We start from the raw sequence: 18,998 nt of genomic DNA, 5'->3' as shown, positions 1-18,998 counted from the left end.
CCCACGGGCCGTCAGGCGTTCCGGGTCAGTGGAAGAAGTGCCGGGTCCCGGTGAGGTACATGGTGACCCCGGCCGCCGCGGCCGCGGCCACGACCTCCTCGTCCCGCACCGAGCCGCCCGGCTGGACGACCGCCCGGACACCCGCGTCCAGCAGGATCTGCAGGCCGTCGGCGAACGGGAAGAACGCGTCCGAGGCGGCGAACGAGCCCTGCGCCCGGTCGCCGGCCCGCTCCACCGCGAGCTTGGCCGAGTCGACCCGGTTCACCTGGCCCATCCCGACGCCCACCGAGGCGCCGTCCTTGGCCAGCAGGATCGCGTTGGACTTGACGGCCCGGCAGGCGGCCCAGGCGAAGGCCAGGTCGGCCAGCTCGGCCTCGGACAGCGCCTCGCCGGTGGCCAGGGTCCAGGTCGACGGGTCGTCACCCGGCGCGTCCACCTTGTCGACCTGCTGCAGGAGCAGGCCGCCGCTGATCCGGCGGGCCTCCCGGCGCTCGCCCGGGACCTCGGGCGCGCGCAGCACCCGGATGTTCTTCTTGCGGGCCAGCACCTCGACGGCGCCCGGCTCGTAGTCGGGGGCGACGACGACCTCGGTGAAGATCGGCGCGATCTGCTCGGCCAGCTCCACGGTGACCGGGCGGTTGACCGCGATCACGCCGCCGAAGGCGGACAGCGGGTCGCAGGCGTGCGCCTTGCGGTGCGCCTCGGCCACGTCCGCGCCGACCGCGATGCCGCACGGGTTGGCGTGCTTGATGATCGCCACCGCCGGGCGCTCGTGGTCGTAGGCGGCGCGGCGGGCGGCGTCGGTGTCCACGTAGTTGTTGTAGGACATCTCCTTGCCGTGCAGCTGCTCGGCGGCCGCCAGGCCCCCGGTGCCGTCGGTGTAGAGCGCCGCCTGCTGGTGCGGGTTCTCTCCGTAGCGCAGCACGTTCGAGCGCTCCCAGGTGGCGCCCAGGAAGGACGGGAAGGCCTCCTCGGACTCGGTGTACCCGGAGTCCTCGAACCACTGGGCCACCGCGACGTCGTAGGCCGCGGTGTGGGCGAAGGCCGCCGCCGCCAGCCGCTTGCGGGTCAGCAGGTCGAAGCCGCCCTCGGCGGCCGCGCGGAGCACGTCGGCGTAGCGGGCCGGGTCGACCACCACGGCCACCGAGGGGTGGTTCTTGGCGGCCGCGCGGACCATCGACGGGCCGCCGATGTCGATCTGCTCGACGCACTCGTCGGGGGTGGCGCCGGAGGCCACGGTCGCGGTGAACGGGTAGAGGTTCACCACCACCAGGTCGAACGGCTCCACGCCGAGCTCGGCCAGCTGCGCGCGGTGCGACTCCAGCCGCAGGTCGGCCAGCACGCCCGCGTGCACCCGCGGGTGCAGGGTCTTGACCCGGCCGTCCAGGCACTCCGGGAAGCCGGTCAGCTCGGAGACCTCGGTGACCGGGACCCCGGCGGCGGCGATCCGGCCGGCCGTCGAGCCGGTGGAGACGATCGCGACCCCGGCGGCGTGCAGGCCCTGGGCCAGCTCCTCCAGCCCGGTCTTGTCGTACACGCTGATCAGCGCGCGACGGATCGGGCGGACGTTCTCGCTGATGACGGGCGTGGCGTTGGGAGCGGCGCTCATGCCGGAATCCATACCTTTCGGTCTTCGATGCGGTGACCTTCGCGGGCCAGGCGGCCCACGATCTCGACGAGCAGCCGGCGCTCGACGGTCTTGATGCGCTCGTGCAGGGCTTCGCCGCCGTCGGCGTGGTCGGCGTCGAGCACCTCGACGACGCCCTGCGCGATGATCGGCCCGGTGTCCACCCCGGCGTCGACCAGGTGGACGGTGCAACCGGTGACCCTGACCCCGTAGGCGAGTGCGTCGGCGACGCCGTGGGCGCCGGGGAAGGCGGGCAGCAGCGCGGGGTGGGTGTTGACGATCCGTCCGGCGAAGGCCGCCATGAAGCGGGCGCCGAGGATCTTCATGAAGCCGGCCGTGACCACCAGGTCCGGCCGGTGGCGCTCGACCGAGGCGGTCAGTGCCGCGTCCCAGTCGGCGCGGTCGGCATGGTCCTTGATCCGGTGGACGAAGGTGGGCACCCCCGCCCGCTCGGCCCGGGTCAGGCCGGCGATGCCGTCCCGGTCGGCGCCGACGGCGACGATCTCGGCGCCGTACGCGGGGTCGGCCACCGCGTCCAGCAGGGCCTGGAGGTTGGTGCCGGAACCGGACACCAGGACCACCAGCCGGGCAGGGCGGTCGACGGGGGGCGGGAAGGCGAGCGAGGAAGCGGCGGCCACTGTGCGGGTCTCCGTAGGTCGGGTGCCCGCCCGCTGGTACGTCCACCGGGCGGTGGGGCCACTACGGACAGGCCGGCAGGTCGACAGATCCGCGGGTGCGCCGGGGGAGGTCCCGCCTCGCTGCGGGCTCCGGGAACCCGGGAGAGCTGCCGACCGTCACCACGATAACGGCTGGTTGAACGCGGGCTGTACCAGGGATTCTGCTTGACGCGCGTAGACGCGGGTAGATGCGCGCAGGGACTCCCGGGCGCGCCGACCGGCTCCCACCGGCGGGTCTCACCTGCGCATCGAACGGCAGGCCGGACGCACCGCCCGGACGCGCTGCGGGATCATGGGGTCGGCGGCCGCCCGACGCGACCCGACACCCCAGAGGATGAGGAACCCCGACCGACATGAGCAGCGGCAAGAACAGCGACGAGCGCAACCCCTTCGCGCCGCCGCCGGCGGACGCGCCGGACCGGCCGTGGCAGCCGCGCCTGCCGCAGGGCCCGGTCGACGGGGAGCCGCAGGGCGAGGAGGGCGCTGCCCCCGAGTCCGGCCGGCCCGCCCAGCCGCCGGTGCCGCCGCCGCACTCGTGGAGCCCGAACTGGCAGGGCGGCGGAGGGCCGGGCTGGCCGGGTCCGCAGTCCGGGCCGCCGCAGCCGCGGTTCGACCCCGCCGACCCGGTGCACCGCCGCTCGCGGTACGCGCTGTACGCCGGGATGGGCTCGCTCTCCTCCGGGCTGTTCGGGTACTTCGACTTCTCGCTGCTGTTCGGGGTGCTGGCCCTGTACTGGGGCGTCAGCACGCTGCGGGCCACCCGCAAGGACGCGGCGGCCTCTGCGGGCCGGGAGGAGGGCGCCCAGCCCGGCGCGCCGAGCTGGCCCTACTCGCAGCGGGTCGCGCCGCAGGTCCCGGCCGCGCTGGGCGGGCTGATCACCGGCGGGGTGGCGGTGGCCCTGGTGCTGGGCTCCTTCGGCCTGGAGATGGCCTACCAGCCGTACTTCACCTGCCAGAACGACGCCCTGACCCAGGTCGCCGCGGACAGCTGCTCCACCCTCGCCCCGCACTGGCTCAACACCGTCTTCGACCCGCAGAACTGACCCCGGTCCGGCCCGGGGCGCCTGACCCCGCCTCAGCTGGGCACTGACCCCGGCTCAGCTGCGCCCGAGCCGTCGGCGGGCCCAGTCGAGCAGTCGGGCACCGGCCTGCCCGGCCCGGTTCTGCTGGGCCGGCAGCGGCAACGTCCCGACCGGCAGCGCACCGGCCGGCTCGGCGTCCAGCGGGTCCAGCGGGGCCGCCGCCCGATCGGCCCGGTGCCGCTGCCACCAGCGCAGCCCCGCCGCACCCGGCACCGCCACCGCGGCGATCCACCCGGCCGCCGCCGGACCGCAGCCGGGCGCGGGACCGAGCGCCGCCATCCGGCCGCCGCCCACCGCTCCCCCGGCCAGCCAGCCGGCCACCGCCACCGCGACCCCGACCAGCACCGCCGCACCCGCGGCCGCCAGCGCGGCACCGGCCGGCCCGACCAGCTGCGGTGCCGGCCCTTCCTCCGACTCGGCCCCGGCTTCCTCCTCCTCCGCCTCCGCGTGCGCCACCGGCGACGCCTCCCGCCCGAGCAGGGTGGCCACCACCACGCCGGCCGCCAGCGGGACCAGCAGTGCCAGCCACTGCCAGCCACTGCCGCTGCTCGGCACCAGGGCGAACAGCGGGAAGTCCGGCACCGCGCCGAGCCGCACCGTGCCGGGGGCCACCGCCGTGCCGGTGCCCAGCGCGAACCCCGGCCCGAGGGCGTAGCCCACCGCACAGAGCACCGCGTCGGGCGCCAGCAGCAGGCAGCTGAGCAGCAGGCCGAGCAGCCCGGAGACGCTGTTCCCGGCCAGCTCGCGCACCACGGGGTCGGTGGCATCGGTGCGCAGCACCACCACCGTGCCGAACAGCAGCGCTCCGCCCGCCAGCAGAGTGAGCACCCCGCCCGTCGCGGCCCGGACCACGGCCGGTCCGGGCAGCAGGGCGGGCCGCCGTCCGGTCAGCCACTGCGTCACGGCCGCGGGCAGCCGGGCCGCCAGACGCTGTGTCAGCCCCCGCGCCTGCCGTACCGCCCACCGGTACGACGGCGACCACCAGGCCGGCCGGGTCCGCGCCCCGGCGGCCGCCGTGCCGTAGACCAGCAGCGCGACGGCCGCCAGGTCCGGCAGCGGCTGCGCCCGCAGCACTCCCGCGCCCTGGCAGAACAGTGCCACCGGCAGCGCGACCAGCAGGTACCCGGTGCACAGCACCGCGGGCACCGAGCCGCGCCGCACCCCCACCGTGCCCGCCGCCCGCCCGGCCGCCCGGCGCACCAGCAGCAGCACGGCCAGCGTGAGCGCCAGCGGGGTGAGCGAGAGCGGAGCCGTCCCGCCCCTGGCCAGCGGACCGCCGTGGCCGAGCAGCCAGAGTGCCCCGGCCAGCCGGGCGGCGTCGGCCGCGCTGTCCTGCGGGGTGGCCGAGAGCACCCAGAGCGCCAGCACCGGCACCGCGGTGATGGCCAGCCCCAGCAGCGCGCTGGTGATCCCGGCCAGCGCCGGGCCACCGGCCCGGGGCGCCGCCCGCGCGGTGAGCGGACCGGCCGTCAGGTGGTGCGTCATGCAGCCATAGTGCCGCCGTCACCCGTCCTGCCCTGTGCAAGGAGCAGGCCCTCGCCGTGTCTCGGATGATCTGCTTATGCGTCAGGAAGGCTCCCCGGCACCAGCGCCGGACCCGACAGCGGCTCCGGCACCCGCTCACGCAGCGGATCAGGCAGCGGAGCCGGGGCCGGCCGCCCCCACCCTGGCCGACTTCGAAGCGCTCTACGCCGTCCTGGGCGCCGAGCTGGTCCAGCAGGCCTACCTGCTCACCGGCCGCCGCCGCAGCGCCCGGGCCGCCGTGCACCGCGCCTTCGCCGCCGCCTGGCCGCGCTGGTCGCAGCTGGGCACCGCCGCCGACCCGGCGGCCTGGCTGCGCCGGCGCAGCCACGAGGCGGCGCTGGCCCCCTGGCACCCGGTCGGCCCGCGCCGCACCCACCGGCTGCCGCCGGCGCGCCGGCGGATCACCGTGCCCGCGCTGCCGGACGCCGCCGGCCGGGACCGGGCCCTGCTCACCGCCGTGCGCCGGCTCTCCCGGCCGCGCCGCCGGGTGCTCGTGCTGCACGACGCGCTGGGCCTGGCCCCGGCCGCCATCGCGGCCGAGGTGGAGGCCAGCACCGGCGCGGTGACCGCCCGGCTGGCCGCCGCGCACGCGCAGCTGGCCCGCTCGGTCCCGGCCCTGGTGGGCTCCGATCCGACCGCACCCGGGTTCGGCGAGCGGCTCGGCGGGCTGCTCTACCGGGCTGCCGAGCGCGGCTGCCCGGCGGCGCCCGAGCCGGGCGGCACCGCCGCGCTGCGGGCGCGGGGACGGCTGCGGCTGCTCGCCCCGCCGGTGGCCGCCTCGGCGCTGGTGCTGGCCACCCTCGGGGCCTTCGGCGCCACCCTGGCCGGCCACCCGCTGGTGCACGGGCCGGCCACCCCGCGGCGCCAGGTCTGCGTGGCCGCGGCCAACGCCGGGCCGGCCGCGGCCGGGGCGGACACGGCGCTGCGCAGCGACTGGTGCACCAAGCACGACGCCCCGGACCGGTGATCCGGTCCGGGGCGTGGGTGAGCCGTGCTCAGCCGAGGCTTGGTCAGCCGCTGTGCTTGGTCAGCCGATGAGCTCGCGCGCCAGGCGGGCGGTCTCGGACGGGGTCTTGCCGACCTTGACGCCCGCGGCCTCCAGGGCCTCCTTCTTGGCGGCCGCGGTGCCCGAGGAGCCGGAGACGATGGCACCGGCGTGGCCCATGGTCTTGCCCTCGGGAGCGGTGAAGCCCGCGACGTAGCCGACGACCGGCTTGGTCACGTTCTCCTTGATGAAGGCCGCGGCGCGCTCCTCGGCGTCGCCACCGATCTCGCCGATCATCACGATGATCTCGGTCTCCGGGTCGGCCTCGAACGCGCGCAGCGCGTCGATGTGGGTGGTGCCGATGACCGGGTCGCCACCGATGCCGACGGCCGAGGAGAAGCCGATGTCGCGCAGCTCGTACATGAGCTGGTAGGTCAGCGTGCCCGACTTGGAGACCAGGCCGATCTTGCCGGCCTTGGTGATGTCCGCCGGGATGATGCCCGCGTTGGACTTTCCGGGCGAGATCAGGCCCGGGCAGTTCGGGCCGATGATCTGGGTCTTGTTGCCCTTCTCACCGGCGTAGGCCCAGAACGAGGCGCTGTCGTGCACCGGGACGCCCTCGGTGATGACGACCGCGAGCGGGATCTCGGCGTCGATCGCCTCGACCACGGCGCTCTTGGTGAAGGCCGGCGGCACGAAGATGACGGAGACGTCGGCCCCGGTCTTCTCGATCGCCTCGGCGACGGAGCCGAAGACGGGCACCTCGGTGCCGTCGACGTCGACCGTGGTGCCGGCCTTGCGCGGGTTCACGCCACCGACGATCTTGGTGCCCGAGGCGAGCATCCGGCGGGTGTGCTTCATGCCCTCGGAGCCGGTCATGCCCTGGACGATGACCTTGCTGTCCTCGGTAAGGAAGATAGCCATGTTGTTAAGTCCCCTTCCTTACTTCGCGTTGGCCAGCTCGGCGGCGCGGTCAGCGGCGCCGTCCATGGTGTCCACCTGCTCGATCAGCGGGTGGTTGGCGTCGGTCAGGATCTTGCGACCCAGCTCGGCGTTGTTGCCGTCGAGGCGGACGACCAGCGGCTTGGTGACCGCCTCGCCCTTGCTCTCCAGCAGGGCCAGCGCCTGCACGATGCCGTTGGCGACCGCGTCGCACGCGGTGATGCCGCCGAAGACGTTGACGAAGACGGCCTTGACGTCGGTGTCGCCCAGGATGATCTCCAGGCCGTTCGCCATCACCTCGGCGGAGGCGCCGCCACCGATGTCGAGGAAGTTGGCGGGCTTGACGCCGCCGTGGTTCTCACCGGCGTAGGCGACGACGTCCAGGGTGCTCATGACGAGACCCGCGCCGTTGCCGATGATGCCGACCTCGCCGTCCAGCTTGACGTAGTTGAGGCCCTTGGCCTTGGCCGCCGCCTCCAGCGGGTTGGCCGCGGCCTTGTCCTCGAGCGCCTCGTGCTCCGGCTGGCGGAACTCGGCGTTCTCGTCCAGCGAGACCTTGCCGTCGAGCGCGATGATCTTGCCGTCACCGGACTTGATCAGCGGGTTGACCTCGACGAGGGTGGCGTCCTCCTTGATGAAGACGGTCCACAGCTTCTGCAGCACCTCGGCGACCTGGTCGGCGATCTCGGCCGGGAACTTGGCGGCGGCGACGATCTCGGCGGCCTTCTCCGGGGTGCAGCCCTCGTTGGCGTCGACCGGGACCTTGGCCAGCGCGTCGGGGTTCTCCTCGGCGACGACCTCGATCTCCACGCCGCCCTCGACGCTGGCCATCGCCAGGAAGGTGCGGTTGGTGCGGTCCAGCAGGAACGAGACGTAGTACTCGTCCTTGATGTCCGCGGTCTGGGCCAGCATCACCTTGTGGACGGTGTGGCCCTTGATGTCCATACCGAGGATCGCCTCGGCCTTGGCGACGGCGTCGGCCGGGTCGGCGGCGAGCTTGACACCGCCGGCCTTGCCACGGCCGCCGACCTTCACCTGAGCCTTGACGACGGCGCGTCCGCCGAAGCGCTCGGCGATGGCACGAGCGGCTTCCGGGGTCTCGATGACATCACCGTCAAGCACGGGCACACCGTGCTTGGCGAAGAGGTCCCTCGCCTGGTACTCGAACAGGTCCACGTGTGTTCGTCCTTGTTCGTGGTCGCGGATTGTGTCTCTACGAGCGTGCCACGGCAGGATCTTCGCTGCGGGTCGTCGGGGCGGTGGGGGTACGCAGAGAAAGGCCTTGCGGTCCTCACAGCCACGGGCGCACACGTCAATCAACACGCGCGTCACGTCCGCATGGCAGGTTATCCCCGCAGGCGCTGCCTGATTCGCCGGGGGGACGCAAGGCCGAGGTGAGAACCGTCACAACGGGTGTGTCCTGGCGTGTCGCACGCCGGGCGCGCGACTCGACGCCTCAGCCCGAGGGGGCCGGCAGCGGGCGTCCCTGGAGCGCGGCGGCCAGCAGTTCGGGGAAGGCGTCCGGGGTGCAGGCGAAGGCGGGCGCGCCAAGGGCCGCGAGGGCCGCGGCGCGCTCCTGGTCGTAGACCGGGGTGCCCTGGTCGTCCAGCGCCAGCAGCGCCACCACCCGCACCCCCGCGGCCCGCAGCGCGGCCACCCGGCGCAGCATGCCGTCCGGGCTGCCGCCCTCGCAGAGATCACTGATCAGGACGACCACGGTGTCCGCCGGACGGGTGATCCGGGACTCGCAGTAGGCCAGCGCCCGGTCGATGTCGGTGCCGCCGCCCAACTGGGCGGCGAACAGCAGCTCGACCGGGTCGCCCAGGTGGTCCGTCAGGTCCACCACCGCGGTGTCGAAGACCACCAGGCGGGTGTCAAGGGTGCGGATCGAGGCGAGCGCCGCGCCGAACACCGCCGCGTGCACCAGCGAAGGGGCCATCGAGCCGGACTGGTCGACGCAGAGGATCACCTGCTGGTCGATGCCGCGGCGGGCCCGGGGGTGGCCGACCAGCCGGTGCGGGACCACGGTGCGGTGCTCGGGCAGGTACTCCTTCAGATTGGCCCGGATGGTGCGGTCCCAGTCGATGTCGCGCGGGCGCGGGCGGTGGCTGCGGGCACCGCGGTCGGGAGCGCCGGCCAGGGCGCTGCGCAGGCGCTCGGCCAGCCGGCGCTCCAAATCGGCCACCACGGTGGCGACCACCTGGCGGGCGGTGGCCCGGGTGGTCTCGGGCAGCACCTGGCGCAGCGCCAGCAGGGTGGCCACCAGGTGCACGTCCGGCTCGGCGGCGGCGAGCATCTCGGGCTCGAGCAGCAGTCGGGCCAGGCCCAGGCGGTCGATCGCGTCCTGCTGCAGCAGCCGCACCACGGTGCGGGGGAAGTAGCGGCGGATGTCGCCGAGCCAGCGCACCAGCTGCGGCGCCCCGGCCCCGAGTCCGGCCGGCCGCCGCCCGGTGCCGGTGCCGGGCTCGCCCCGGTACAGGGCGGCCAGCGCCCGGTCCACGCCGGCGTCCTGGCCGGCCAGGGCGCGCCCCGTCCCGTCGGCGCCCTCGTCGCCGAGCACCAGTCGCCAACGGCGCAGGCGCTCGTCCTGGTGGGCGGAGTGAGGGACGGTCATGCGGCAGCTCCTGGGAGGGATGAGGGGGCGTCAGGCGGCGCGGCGGTCACTCTGCCGGGGGATCCGGGCCGGCGGCGACGGGGCAGGGGTGCCGCCCGGTAGGCCGAGCAGCAGGCGGACGGTGGGCAGCGCGGCGTCCGCGCGCTGCTGGTCGAGCGGGGGCTCGGCCTGCGGACCGCCGCCCGCGGCGGCGGGGTGCCCAGCCGCGATCCGGGCCCCGATCCCGCGCCGCACCCCGGCCTCCAGCTCGGCGAAGGCGCGCCGCAGCAGCGGGAGCAGCGCGGTGAACTCCTGCTCGGGCACCGCCAGCAGCCAGTCGTCCAGCAGGCCGAGCAGCTGCGCGTCGTGCAGCAGCAGGGCGCCGCCGCCAGCCAGGAAGCCCTCGATCCAGCTCGCCGCGTCGGCCGGCTCGCCCGCCCCGGAGAGCGCCAGACCGAGGCGGCGCCGGGCCTGCCCGAAGGTCAGCCGCCCGTCGTCCAGCAGCAGCCGCACCGCCCGCCCGCGCAGCAGTCCGGGCACCCCGGTGGCCGGTCCGCCGGTCGGCTCCCGGTCGGCCAGCCCGGCCAGCGCCGCGGCCCAGCGGTCGGCCGGCGAACCGGACGCGGTGTCGGATGCCGACCTGTCGTCAAGCCTGCTTCCGGCGCCGGACTCCAGCAGTGCGACCGCGCGGTGCACCGCCTCCAGACGGTCCCGCATCGCGGCCGCACCCGCGCCGGACAGTCCGGTGCACGCCGCACCCAGCCCGATCCGGACCCGCTCGGCGAGACCACGGGCCACCTGTTCGAGGGCGCCGCGGTCGGTGCCCCGGACGTCCCCGTACCGCAGGGCCCGGACCAGGGCGGGCAGCGCGTCGGCGAGGGCGGCGGTGTCGGACCCGAGCGCGGCCCGGTCGGCCAGGGCCGCGAGCACGGCGGGCAGCGCCGCGGGCAGGTCGGCGAGCAGGCACTGCTCGGCCAGCCGGGCCAGCTCCGCCGGGGTGGCGGCCTGCCCGGCCAGCTGGGCCAGCCGCCCGGCGGCGGCCGCCTCGACCGTGCTCCCCCACTGGCCGGCGGTCACCACCGCGACCGCCAACCCAGGGTCCCAGCACAGTTGCCAGACCTCCTTGAACGTCCCGGAACCGCGTCCGGCCACCGGCCGGCCCCAGTCGAGCTCCAGCAGCCGCAACCGGTGCAGCAGCAGCGAGCGGGCCGCGTCCAGCTCCTTGCGCAGGTCGAGCACCAGCTCCCGCCCGGTCGGCTCGGGGCGCAGCCGCAGGGTGCGCTGAAGTCGGGTCAGATCGTGCTGCAGCGGTACGGCCGGCGCGTCCGCGGGCACCTGCCCGAGCACCTCACCGACCACCAGTTGCTCGCGGACCAGGGCGAGCGCGATCTCGGAGCCCTCGCAGAGCACCGCCCGCGCCGCGTCCAGCGTCTCGGCCAGGCCTGCGACCGGGCGTCCGCGCAGTGCGGCGAGGGTCTCGGCCAGGCGCACCGCCTCGATCACCTGGGCGGCGGAGACCGGGTGGTCGGCGCCCCGGAGCAGCTCGGCGGCCCTGGCGAACCAGCGGGCCAGTGCCGCGGGGCCGCGGTCGGCGCTGTCGAACAGGTGCTGGTACCAGCCGGGGGACTCGATCCCGGCGCCGTACCCGGAGCGCAGCGCCAGTCGGCCGTGGCTCCACGGGACCCAGCTGACCTCCGTCCTGGGCCGCTTGGGCAGGGCGGCGAGCAGCAGGCGGTCGGCGCCCGCCGCCCGGGGGGCGGCGAGCGCCGGTACGTGCCAGGCGCCGCAGACCACGGCGATCCGCCGGTGGCCGGCCCGGCGGGCGGCGCGGATCTGCAGGCGCATGTACGCCTCGCGCAGCTCGCCGAATCCGGGCCGGGTACCGGCGGGGCCGGGGCCGGGGCGCGCGGCCCCGACCCCGGCCCCGGTGCCCGGGTGCACCCCGGGCGAGCCCGGGGTGCCGACCGGATCGTCGGCGCGCAGCTCGGCCATCGCCTCGGCGATCGCCTCGAACGGCGCCAACGGGTCCCGGTCGGGCAGCCGGTGCTCGACCACGTCCTCCCACCAGGCCTCCGGGTCCGGCTGGCCGGCCGCGGCGGCGAGCACCGCGATCGGGTCCGGCTCGGCCTGCCCGGCCCGCTCGTCCGACCCGGCCGGCTCCTCGGCGAGCGCGAAGCGCGCCGCGGCCGGCAGGTCGACGAACCGCACCGGCACCCCCTGCGCCAGCGCGTGCCGGATCGCCACCCACTCCGGGGAGAAGGCCGCGAACGGCCAGCTGAGCGCCCGGGCCGGCTCGCCCACCGGGTGGGCGAGCAGCGCCACCGGCGGCACCAGGTCCGCCCGCCCCGCCAGGGCCAGCAGCTCATCCGCCTCCGGCGGCCCCTCGATCAGCACCGCGTCCGGCCGCAGCGCGGTCAGCGCGGCCGCCACCGCACGGGCCGAGCCGGGCCCGTGGTGACGCACTCCGAGCAGGGTCACCTCGCCAGTCATCTCCGCTTCCCTCTCCCCCTCGTTCATCCCTCTGTCTGACGCTGCGTCAGTACATTTGTGTTTCAGTCGAATTCGCACGCCGCCCGGTAGAAGTCCCGCCAATCGGCCCGCTCGCGCAGCACGCCCTCGCGGTACTCCCGCCACACCGCCCGGTCCGCCACCTGGTCGCGGACCACCGCCCCGAGCACCCCCGCCGCCAGGTCCCGGGCGCGCAGCACGCCGTCGCCGAAGTGCGCGGCGAGCGCGAGCCCATGGGTGACCACCGAGATCGCCTCGGCGGTGGAGAGGGTGCCGGTGGGTGTCCTGACCTTGGTGCGACCGTCGGCCGTGACGCCCTCCCGCAGCTCGCGGAAGACCGTCACCACCCGACGGATCTCCTGCGCGCCGCCCGGCAGTTCGGGCAGTTCCAGGGCGCGGCCGAGCTGCCCGACCCGCCGCGCGACGATCTCGACCTCCTGGTCGAGCGTCGCGGGCAGCGGCAGCACCACCGTGGTGAAACGGCGGCGCAGCGCACTGGAGAGTTCGTTGACCCCGCGGTCGCGATCGTTGGCGGTGGCGATCAGGTTGAACCCGCGGACAGCTTGAGTCTGTCCGCCCAACTCCGGTATCGGCAACGCCTTTTCCGAGAGCACGGTGATCAGCGCGTCCTGCACGTCGGGCGGGATCCGGGTCAGCTCCTCGACCCGGACCAGTTGCCCGGCGGCCATCGCGCGCAGCACCGGCGAGGGCACCAGGGCGGCCCGGCTCGGCCCCTCGGCGAGCAGCCGCGCGTAGTTCCAGCCGTACCGCACCGCCTCCTCGCCGGTGCCGGCCGTGCCCTGCACCAGCAGGGTGGAGTCCCCGCTGATCGCGGCCGCCAGGTGCTCGGACACCCAGGTCTTGGCGGTGCCCGGCACCCCGAGCAGCAGCAGCGCCCGGTCGGTGGCCAGCGTCGCCACCGCCACCTCGACGAGCCGGCGCGGTCCCACGTACTTGGGCGTGACCACCGTGCCGTCCGCCAGCGTGCCGCCGAGCAGATAGGTCGCCACCGCCCACGGCGAGAGCCGCCAACTCCCCGGCCGGACCCGGTCGTCCACCCGCTCCAACGCGGCCAGCTCCTCGGCGAACGCCTCCTCGGCGGGCGCCCGCAGCACCGTCCCGGCCTGCTCATCACTCATTCGAAGGGCTCCGTCTCATCGCCCGCCACAGGGCGCACGGGTGCCGTGGCGGTGGGGTACCAGGGAGCATCAGCGCAGATCACCGGGGGTACGAACACCCGCACCACCCCGACAGGAACCAGCATCCCGGGCAGCACTGACAACCGCCGCCGGCCGGGCTCGGGCAGCTCTCCTGACTTACTGTCAGTCCCCCGTCCTAGCGTTCGGAGCATGGAGGAACGCAGGAACAGCGGCCCCGCCGATCCGCTCGCCGCGGCGCGGCGGGCCGGGCGGCGGGCGGAGCGGGTGGCCGGCGGGGCCGAGGAGTTGCGGCAGGTGCTGGCCGACCGGGTGCGCGGCGGGCTGGCCGAGCCGGGCGGGGTGGACTGGGAGCAGGTGGCGGCCCGGATGGTCGACGCCCAGGCTCCGGGACTCGCCGCCCGCGCCCGCGAGTTGGCGGCCCTCCCGGTCGAGCAGCGGCTGGCCGGGCACGCCCTGCTGCACCTGCTGGCCACCGCCTACCAGCGGGTCGGCGAACTGCCCGCCCCGCTGGCCGCCACCGTGCGAGGGCGGGTCGGCTTCACCGTGGACACCGCCGCGCTGCTCGCCGGACCGACGGTGCGCGACCGCTGGCTGGTGCTCGGCAGCCGTCGGCGCGCCGAGGGCCCGGTGACCACCCGGCAGACCTGGCTGCGCGGCGCCAAGACCGGCCGCCCGGCGCTGCTGGTCGACTACGACCGTCCCGGCCAGGCACCGGCACCCGCACTGCCCACCGGCCACCTGCTGGAGGCCGAGCTGGCCTTCCACCCGTCCGCCTGGCCGCTGCGCGCGGTGCTCGGCGCCTGCCACGGCGGCGCCGAGCCGGCCGGGGCCGCTCCGCCCGGCCGGCCGCTGGCCGCCGCCCCCGCCGCCTACGGCGAGGCGGTGGCCGCCGATCCGTGGACCGAGTCCTGGCCGGTGCTGCTGGCCGGCGCGGTCCCGCTGCCCGACCCGCGCGGCTGGCGGCTGACGGACGACCGGCACGTGCTGCCGGTCCGCCCGCCGGCCGGCGGCGAGGCCGGGCTGTGGCGCCTCGCCGCGGTCTCCGGCGGGCGCCCGGTCACCGTCTTCGGCGAGTACGGCCACCTGGGCTTCGAGCCGGTCACGGTCTGGGACGAGCGGGGCGAGCCGATCGCGGTGCCGGCATGACGGACGCTCAGGACTGGGCCCGCCTGCAGACCGTCGCCCTGCTCGGCACCGACCGCCGCCCGCTGCCCGAACTCACCGGCTCCCCCGCGCTCGCCGAGGCGGCCGCCGCGGTGGACGGCACCGACCCCGCCTGCGCCCTGCTGGAGCTGGCCGCGCTGGCCACCGTGCGGCGCCGGGCCGGCCTACTGCCCGCCCCCGCGCCGCGCACCGCCGAGCCCGCACCCGCCGACCCGCGGCCCCCGCTGCCCGCCCCGGCCGCCACCCGGCTGCGCACCCTGCTCGCCGGGCGCGGCGGCCACCCGGGCGCGGCCAACCTGGTCGAACTGCTGCCGCAGTGGCTGGCCGAGGTCCGCCGGCGCGGCTACCGCCCGCCGGCAGCGCTGGTCCCGGCGCTGCTGGACACCGCCCGCTCGCGCAGCGAACTGCGCGGCGACGTGGTCGCGGTGACCGGTCCGCTGGGCCGCTGGCTGGCCGAGCACAACCCCGAGTGGCGGTACGTGCTGCGCACGGTCGGCGCCGAGGGGCCCACCGCACCCGAGCTGATCTGGCAGCAGGGGCTGTTCGCCGAGCGGGTCACCCAGCTCACCCGGCTGCGCCGCACCGATCCCGCCGCCGGGCTGGCGCTGCTGCGGTCCAGCTGGGCGAGCGAGCGGGCCGAGGACCGGCTGCTCTTCCTGGACGCGCTGCAGGACGGCCTGGGGCCGGCCGACGAGGAGTTCCTGGAGCAGGCGCTGGGCGACGGCAGCCCGGGCGTGCGGGCCACCGCCGCGGAACTGCTCTCCGGCCTGCCCGGCTCGGCGCTGGGCGCCCGGATGGCCGAGCGCGCGCTGGCCGCGGTCACGCTGGCCGGCGCCGGCAGCCACCTGCTGGTCACCCCGCCGAGCGGCTGCGACGAGGGGATGCGCCGGGACGGGATAGCCCCCAGTTCACCCACCGGCCGCGGCGAGCAGGCCTGGTGGCTGAGCGAGGTGCTGGCCGCCACCCCGCTGGCCGCCTGGTGCACGGCCTTCGCCCTGACGCCCGGTCAGCTGCTCGCCCTGCCGGTGCTGGACGCGGTGGACGGCTCACGGCGGTCGACCCGGCCGGAGGAGGGGGGAGGCTGGCAGGCGGAGGTGCGCGAGGCCTGGGCCAGGGCTGCGGTGCGCCAGCGGGACGTGGCGTGGGCCCGGGCGCTGCTCGGCCCGGTGCCGCGGCGGGCCCGCCGGGTCTTCGAGGGTGCGCCGGCCAGGCTGCTCGCGGTGCTGCCGCCCGCCGAGCGGGCGGCCTGGACGGCCGCGTTCCTGCGCAGCCACGGGCTGGGCGACGCCTTCCAGCTGCTCGGTGCCTGCGCCGTGCCGTGGACGCCGCCGCTGTCCACCGCGGTGGTGGCCGCACTGGAGCGGGCGGCCGGCGCCGGCTCCTACCCGTGGAGCCACAGCGGCGTGCTGGGCCTGACGGAGCGTTCGCTCGCGCCGGCCGCGGCGCCGGCGGTCGCGGCCCTGGCGGCCGACGCGGCCCCGGACACCGCCTGGGCGGAGACCTTCGCCCGGCTGGCCGGCACCCTGGAGTTCCGCGCCGCCATGCTGGCCGAGCTCAGCGGGTGAGCCCGACCGTCGGGTGAGTCGCGGTTCAGCCGGCCTGGCGCAGGTTGGCCCGGACCCAGGCGACCACGTCGCCGGTCGGGGTGCCGGGGGTGAAGATGTCGGCCACGCCCATCGCCTTCAGCTCGGCGACGTCCGCCTCGGGGATGATGCCGCCGCAGAACACCTTGATGTCCGCGGCGTCCCGCTCCTTGAGCAGCTCGATCACCTTGGCGCAGAGCGTCATGTGGGCGCCGGAGAGGATCGACAGGCCGATGCCGTCCGCGTCCTCCTGGATCGCGGTGTCCACCACCTGCTCCGGAGTCTGGTGCAGGCCGGTGTAGATCACCTCCATGCCGGCATCCCGCAGGGCGCGCGCGATCACCTTCGCACCACGGTCGTGACCGTCCAGCCCCGGCTTGGCGACCACCACCCGGATCGGGCCCGACACACCCATCACTGCCTCCATGTTAACCAGCGATAACCGACCTGAGGGGAGGTTAGCGCCCCGCCCCACGGGCCCGCCCGTCCGCGGCCAAAGCGAGGGGAAAATCACAACCCCCCGGCCTGGACTCCGGGCCGCGCGGCACCCGCGGTCAGAGCTTCTCCACCGGGGCGTAGCGCAGCACCAGCGTCCGGCGCCCCTCGGCGCCGAAGTCGATGGTCGCCTTGGCGTTGTGGCCCGCGCCCTCGATCTGGGCCACCGTGCCGAGCCCGAACTTGTCGTGGCTGACCCGGTCGCCCACCGCCAGCGCGACCACCTCGCGCTCGACCACCGCGGAGCGCGCCGACTTGCCCCAACCCGCCTTGGGCCCCTGCGAGCTGAAGCCGCCACCGCCGCCACCGCGACTCCCGCTGACCGTCAGCGAACGGGCGGCGGCCTGCGCCTTGGCCGCGTTGCCCTTCCAGTCGACCAGCTCGGCCGGGATCTCCTCCAGGAACCGAGAGGCCGGGTTGTAGGCCGGCTGGCCCCAGGCGCTGCGCAGCACGCTGCGGGTCAGGTAGAGCCGCCGGCGGGCCCGGGTCAGCCCGACGTAGGCCAGGCGCCGCTCCTCCTCCAGCTCCTTGACCTGGCTGAGCGCCCGCATGTGCGGGAAGATCCCGTCCTCCATGCCGGTCAGGAAGACCACCGGGAACTCCAGCCCCTTGGCGGTGTGCAGGGTCATCATGGTGATGACACCCTGGCCGTCCTCGTCGTCGGGGATCTGGTCGGAGTCGGCGACCAGCGCGACCCGCTCCAGGAAGTCGGCCAGCGAGCCGACCGGCGGCGCGCCGTCCTCGCCGGCGTCCGGCCGCTCGCCCGGGTCCTGCTCGTACTCCAGCGCGACGCTCGCCAGCTCCTGGAGGTTCTCCACCCGGGTCTCGTCCTGCGGGTCGGTGGAGGACTGCAGCTCGGCCAGGTAACCCGTCTCCTCCAGCACCGCCTCCAGGATCGCCGCCGGGCCCGCGCCCGAGTCGACCACCTGGCGCAGCGAGGCCAGCAGCGCGTTGAACTTCTTCACCGCGTTGGCCGAGCGCGCGGCCATCCCGTACGCCTCGTCCACCCGCAGCAGCGCCTGGGCGAAGGAGATCCGCTCCCGGGCGGCCAGCGCCTCGACCATCGCCTCGGCCCGGTCGCCGATGCCGCGCTTGGGCACGTTGAGGATCCGGCGCAGCGGCACGGTGTCCTCGGGGTTGGCCAGCACCCGCAGGTAGGCCAGCACGTCCCGGACCTCGCGCCGCTCGTAGAAGCGCACCCCGCCGACGACCTTGTAGGGCAGGCCGACCCGGATGAACACCTCCTCGAACACCCGGGACTGGGCGTTCGTCCGGTAGAAGATCGCCACGTCGCCGGGGCGGGCGTGGCCGGCGTCGGTCAGCCGGTCGATCTCCTCGGCGATGAACTGGGCCTCGCCGTGCTCGTCGTCGGCGACGAAGCCGACCACCTTCTCGCCGTCGTCGCCGGCCGTCCAGAGCTTCTTCGCGCGCCGGTTGGCGTTGCGCTCGATCACCGCGTTGGCGGCGGACAGGATGGTCTGGGTGGAGCGGTAGTTCTGCTCCAGCAGGATCGTGGTGGCGGCCGGGTAGTCCTCCTCGAACTGGAGGATGTTGCGGATGGTCGCGCCGCGGAAGGCGTAGATGGACTGGTCCGCGTCACCCACCACGCACAGCTCGGCGGCCGGCAGCTCGGCGAGGCCGGCCTGGGCGGGGTTGACGAACTCGCCGTCCACCGTGCGCTTGGGGGCCGCACCCGCCGCGCCGCCGGTCAGCTCGCGCACCAGGGTGTACTGGGCGTGGTTGGTGTCCTGGTACTCGTCCACCAGGATGTGCCGGAACCGGCGCCGGTAGTGCTCGGACACGTCCGGGAAGGCCTGCAGCAGGTGGACGGTGGTCATGATGATGTCGTCGAAGTCCAGCGCGTTCGCCTCGCGCAGCCGGGCCTGGTAGAGCGCGTAGGCCTCGGCCAGCTTGCGCTCCATCGGGTTGGCGGCCTGCGCGGCGTAGCTCTCCTCGTCGATCAGCTCGTTCTTGAGGTTGGAGACCTTGGCCGTGAAGGACTTCGGCGGGAACTGCTTGGGGTCCAGGTCCAGGTCACGGCAGACCAGGGCCATCAGGCGCTGCGAGTCCGCCGAGTCGTAGATGGAGAAGCTGGAGGTGAAGCCGAGCCGCTTGCTCTCCCGGCGCAGGATCCGCACGCAGGCGCTGTGGAAGGTGGAGACCCACATCGCCCGGGCCCGGGGCCCGACCAGTTGCTCCACCCGCTCGCGCATCTCGCCGGCGGCCTTGTTGGTGAAGGTGATGGCCAGCACCTCGCCCGGCTGCACCCCGCGGGCCGCCAGCAGGTAGGCGATCCGGTGGGTCAGCACCCGGGTCTTGCCCGAGCCGGCGCCGGCCACGATCAGCAGTGGCGAGCCGGCGTGCAGCACCGCCTCGCGCTGCGGGTCGTTCATCCCCGCCAGCAGCTGCGCCGGGTCCACCACCGGGCGGTGGGCGCCGTTGCGGTAGTGGGCGTCGCGCTCGTCCTGGGCCGCGTAGTCGGTCCGGAACAGGTCGGCGGGGATCGTCTCCTCGTCGTACCCGCCCGCGTCGTACTCCTCGGGCGGCGGCTCCTCGGCGAGGTCCGCGGTCGGCACGGCGGCGGGCTTGGCCTCGAAGTGCTCGAAGCCGGGCAGCGGGAGGTCGTCAAAGAGGCTACTCATGGCTCTTCGAGTCTAT

At 75.4% G+C, this 18,998-nt stretch carries 14 protein-coding genes; 4 read left to right on the top strand and 10 right to left on the bottom strand.

Going from position 1 to position 18,998, the window contains the following annotated elements; genetic code table 11:
- Window positions 1-25: 25 nt before the first annotated feature.
- Complete coding sequence (gene purH / locus C7C46_RS17425; RefSeq protein WP_110670653.1) at window positions 26-1,609, bottom strand: bifunctional phosphoribosylaminoimidazolecarboxamide formyltransferase/IMP cyclohydrolase; 1,584 nt, start codon at window positions 1,607-1,609, stop codon at window positions 26-28.
- A complete protein-coding gene (gene purN, locus C7C46_RS17420; RefSeq protein WP_110670651.1) occupies window positions 1,606-2,265 on the bottom strand; it encodes a phosphoribosylglycinamide formyltransferase in 660 nt (219 codons plus the stop codon). The genes purH and purN overlap by 4 nt, the downstream gene beginning before the upstream one ends.
- Window positions 2,266-2,657: 392 nt before the next feature.
- Here purN and C7C46_RS17415 point away from each other — a divergent pair, with 392 nt between their 5' ends.
- Window positions 2,658-3,347 carry a hypothetical protein gene (locus C7C46_RS17415; protein ID WP_110670649.1) on the top strand — a complete coding sequence of 230 codons (690 nt, stop codon included), beginning with the start codon at window positions 2,658-2,660 and terminating at the stop codon, window positions 3,345-3,347.
- 54 nt (window positions 3,348-3,401) lie between these two features.
- On the opposite strand, the gene C7C46_RS17410 is transcribed toward C7C46_RS17415, so the two are convergent.
- Window positions 3,402-4,871 (bottom strand): cell division protein PerM, encoded by a 1,470-nt coding sequence (locus C7C46_RS17410; protein ID WP_110670647.1) that lies wholly within the window; start codon window positions 4,869-4,871, stop codon window positions 3,402-3,404.
- A gap of 76 nt (window positions 4,872-4,947) precedes the next feature.
- Between C7C46_RS17410 and C7C46_RS17405 the strand changes: the two genes are divergently transcribed.
- Window positions 4,948-5,877 carry a sigma factor-like helix-turn-helix DNA-binding protein gene (locus C7C46_RS17405; RefSeq protein WP_110670646.1) on the top strand — a complete coding sequence of 310 codons (930 nt, stop codon included), beginning with the start codon at window positions 4,948-4,950 and terminating at the stop codon, window positions 5,875-5,877.
- Between the two features lie 60 nt (window positions 5,878-5,937).
- Here C7C46_RS17405 and sucD read toward each other — a convergent pair whose 3' ends face one another.
- The 5 genes from sucD to C7C46_RS17380 form a co-directional block, all read right to left on the bottom strand.
- The gene (sucD, locus tag C7C46_RS17400) at window positions 5,938-6,819 is read right to left on the bottom strand and encodes a succinate--CoA ligase subunit alpha (protein ID WP_035848296.1); all 882 of its coding nucleotides are present in this window, start codon (window positions 6,817-6,819) and stop codon (window positions 5,938-5,940) included.
- Window positions 6,820-6,837: 18 nt separating this feature from the next.
- Window positions 6,838-8,013, bottom strand: a complete 1,176-nt coding sequence (sucC, locus tag C7C46_RS17395) for an ADP-forming succinate--CoA ligase subunit beta (RefSeq protein ID WP_110670643.1) — start codon at window positions 8,011-8,013, stop codon at window positions 6,838-6,840.
- Window positions 8,014-8,293: 280 nt separating this feature from the next.
- Window positions 8,294-9,451: a VWA domain-containing protein gene (locus C7C46_RS17390; RefSeq protein ID WP_110670641.1), complete on the bottom strand. Its 1,158-nt coding sequence runs from the start codon at window positions 9,449-9,451 to the stop codon at window positions 8,294-8,296.
- A 30-nt stretch (window positions 9,452-9,481) separates the two neighbouring features.
- A complete protein-coding gene (locus tag C7C46_RS17385) occupies window positions 9,482-11,920 on the bottom strand; it encodes a DUF5682 family protein (protein ID WP_220040640.1) in 2,439 nt (812 codons plus the stop codon).
- Window positions 11,921-11,982: 62 nt separating this feature from the next.
- Window positions 11,983-13,077 (bottom strand): ATP-binding protein, encoded by a 1,095-nt coding sequence (locus tag C7C46_RS17380; RefSeq protein ID WP_110670636.1) that lies wholly within the window; start codon window positions 13,075-13,077, stop codon window positions 11,983-11,985.
- A gap of 210 nt (window positions 13,078-13,287) precedes the next feature.
- Here C7C46_RS17380 and C7C46_RS17375 point away from each other — a divergent pair, with 210 nt between their 5' ends.
- The gene (locus C7C46_RS17375) at window positions 13,288-14,244 is read left to right on the top strand and encodes an SWIM zinc finger family protein (protein ID WP_110670634.1); all 957 of its coding nucleotides are present in this window, start codon (window positions 13,288-13,290) and stop codon (window positions 14,242-14,244) included.
- The gene (locus C7C46_RS17370) at window positions 14,241-15,827 is read left to right on the top strand and encodes a DUF5691 domain-containing protein (protein WP_110670632.1); all 1,587 of its coding nucleotides are present in this window, start codon (window positions 14,241-14,243) and stop codon (window positions 15,825-15,827) included. Before C7C46_RS17375 ends, C7C46_RS17370 begins: the two co-directional genes overlap by 4 nt.
- 25 nt (window positions 15,828-15,852) lie before the next feature.
- Here C7C46_RS17370 and icmB read toward each other — a convergent pair whose 3' ends face one another.
- The gene (gene icmB / locus C7C46_RS17365) at window positions 15,853-16,260 is read right to left on the bottom strand and encodes a coenzyme B12-dependent isobutyryl CoA mutase small subunit (protein WP_110670630.1); all 408 of its coding nucleotides are present in this window, start codon (window positions 16,258-16,260) and stop codon (window positions 15,853-15,855) included.
- Between the two features lie 139 nt (window positions 16,261-16,399).
- On the bottom strand, window positions 16,400-18,982 hold the full coding sequence (pcrA, locus tag C7C46_RS17360; RefSeq protein ID WP_110670628.1) for a DNA helicase PcrA: 2,583 nt from the start codon (window positions 18,980-18,982) through the stop codon (window positions 16,400-16,402).
- Window positions 18,983-18,998: the final 16 nt, after the last annotated feature.

Source organism: Streptomyces tateyamensis, assembly GCF_003205575.1.
Classification (GTDB): domain Bacteria; phylum Actinomycetota; class Actinomycetes; order Streptomycetales; family Streptomycetaceae; genus Kitasatospora; species Kitasatospora tateyamensis.
The sequence above is the reverse complement of the archived record's forward strand: the minus strand, read 5'-3'. Positions and strand labels throughout refer to the sequence as shown.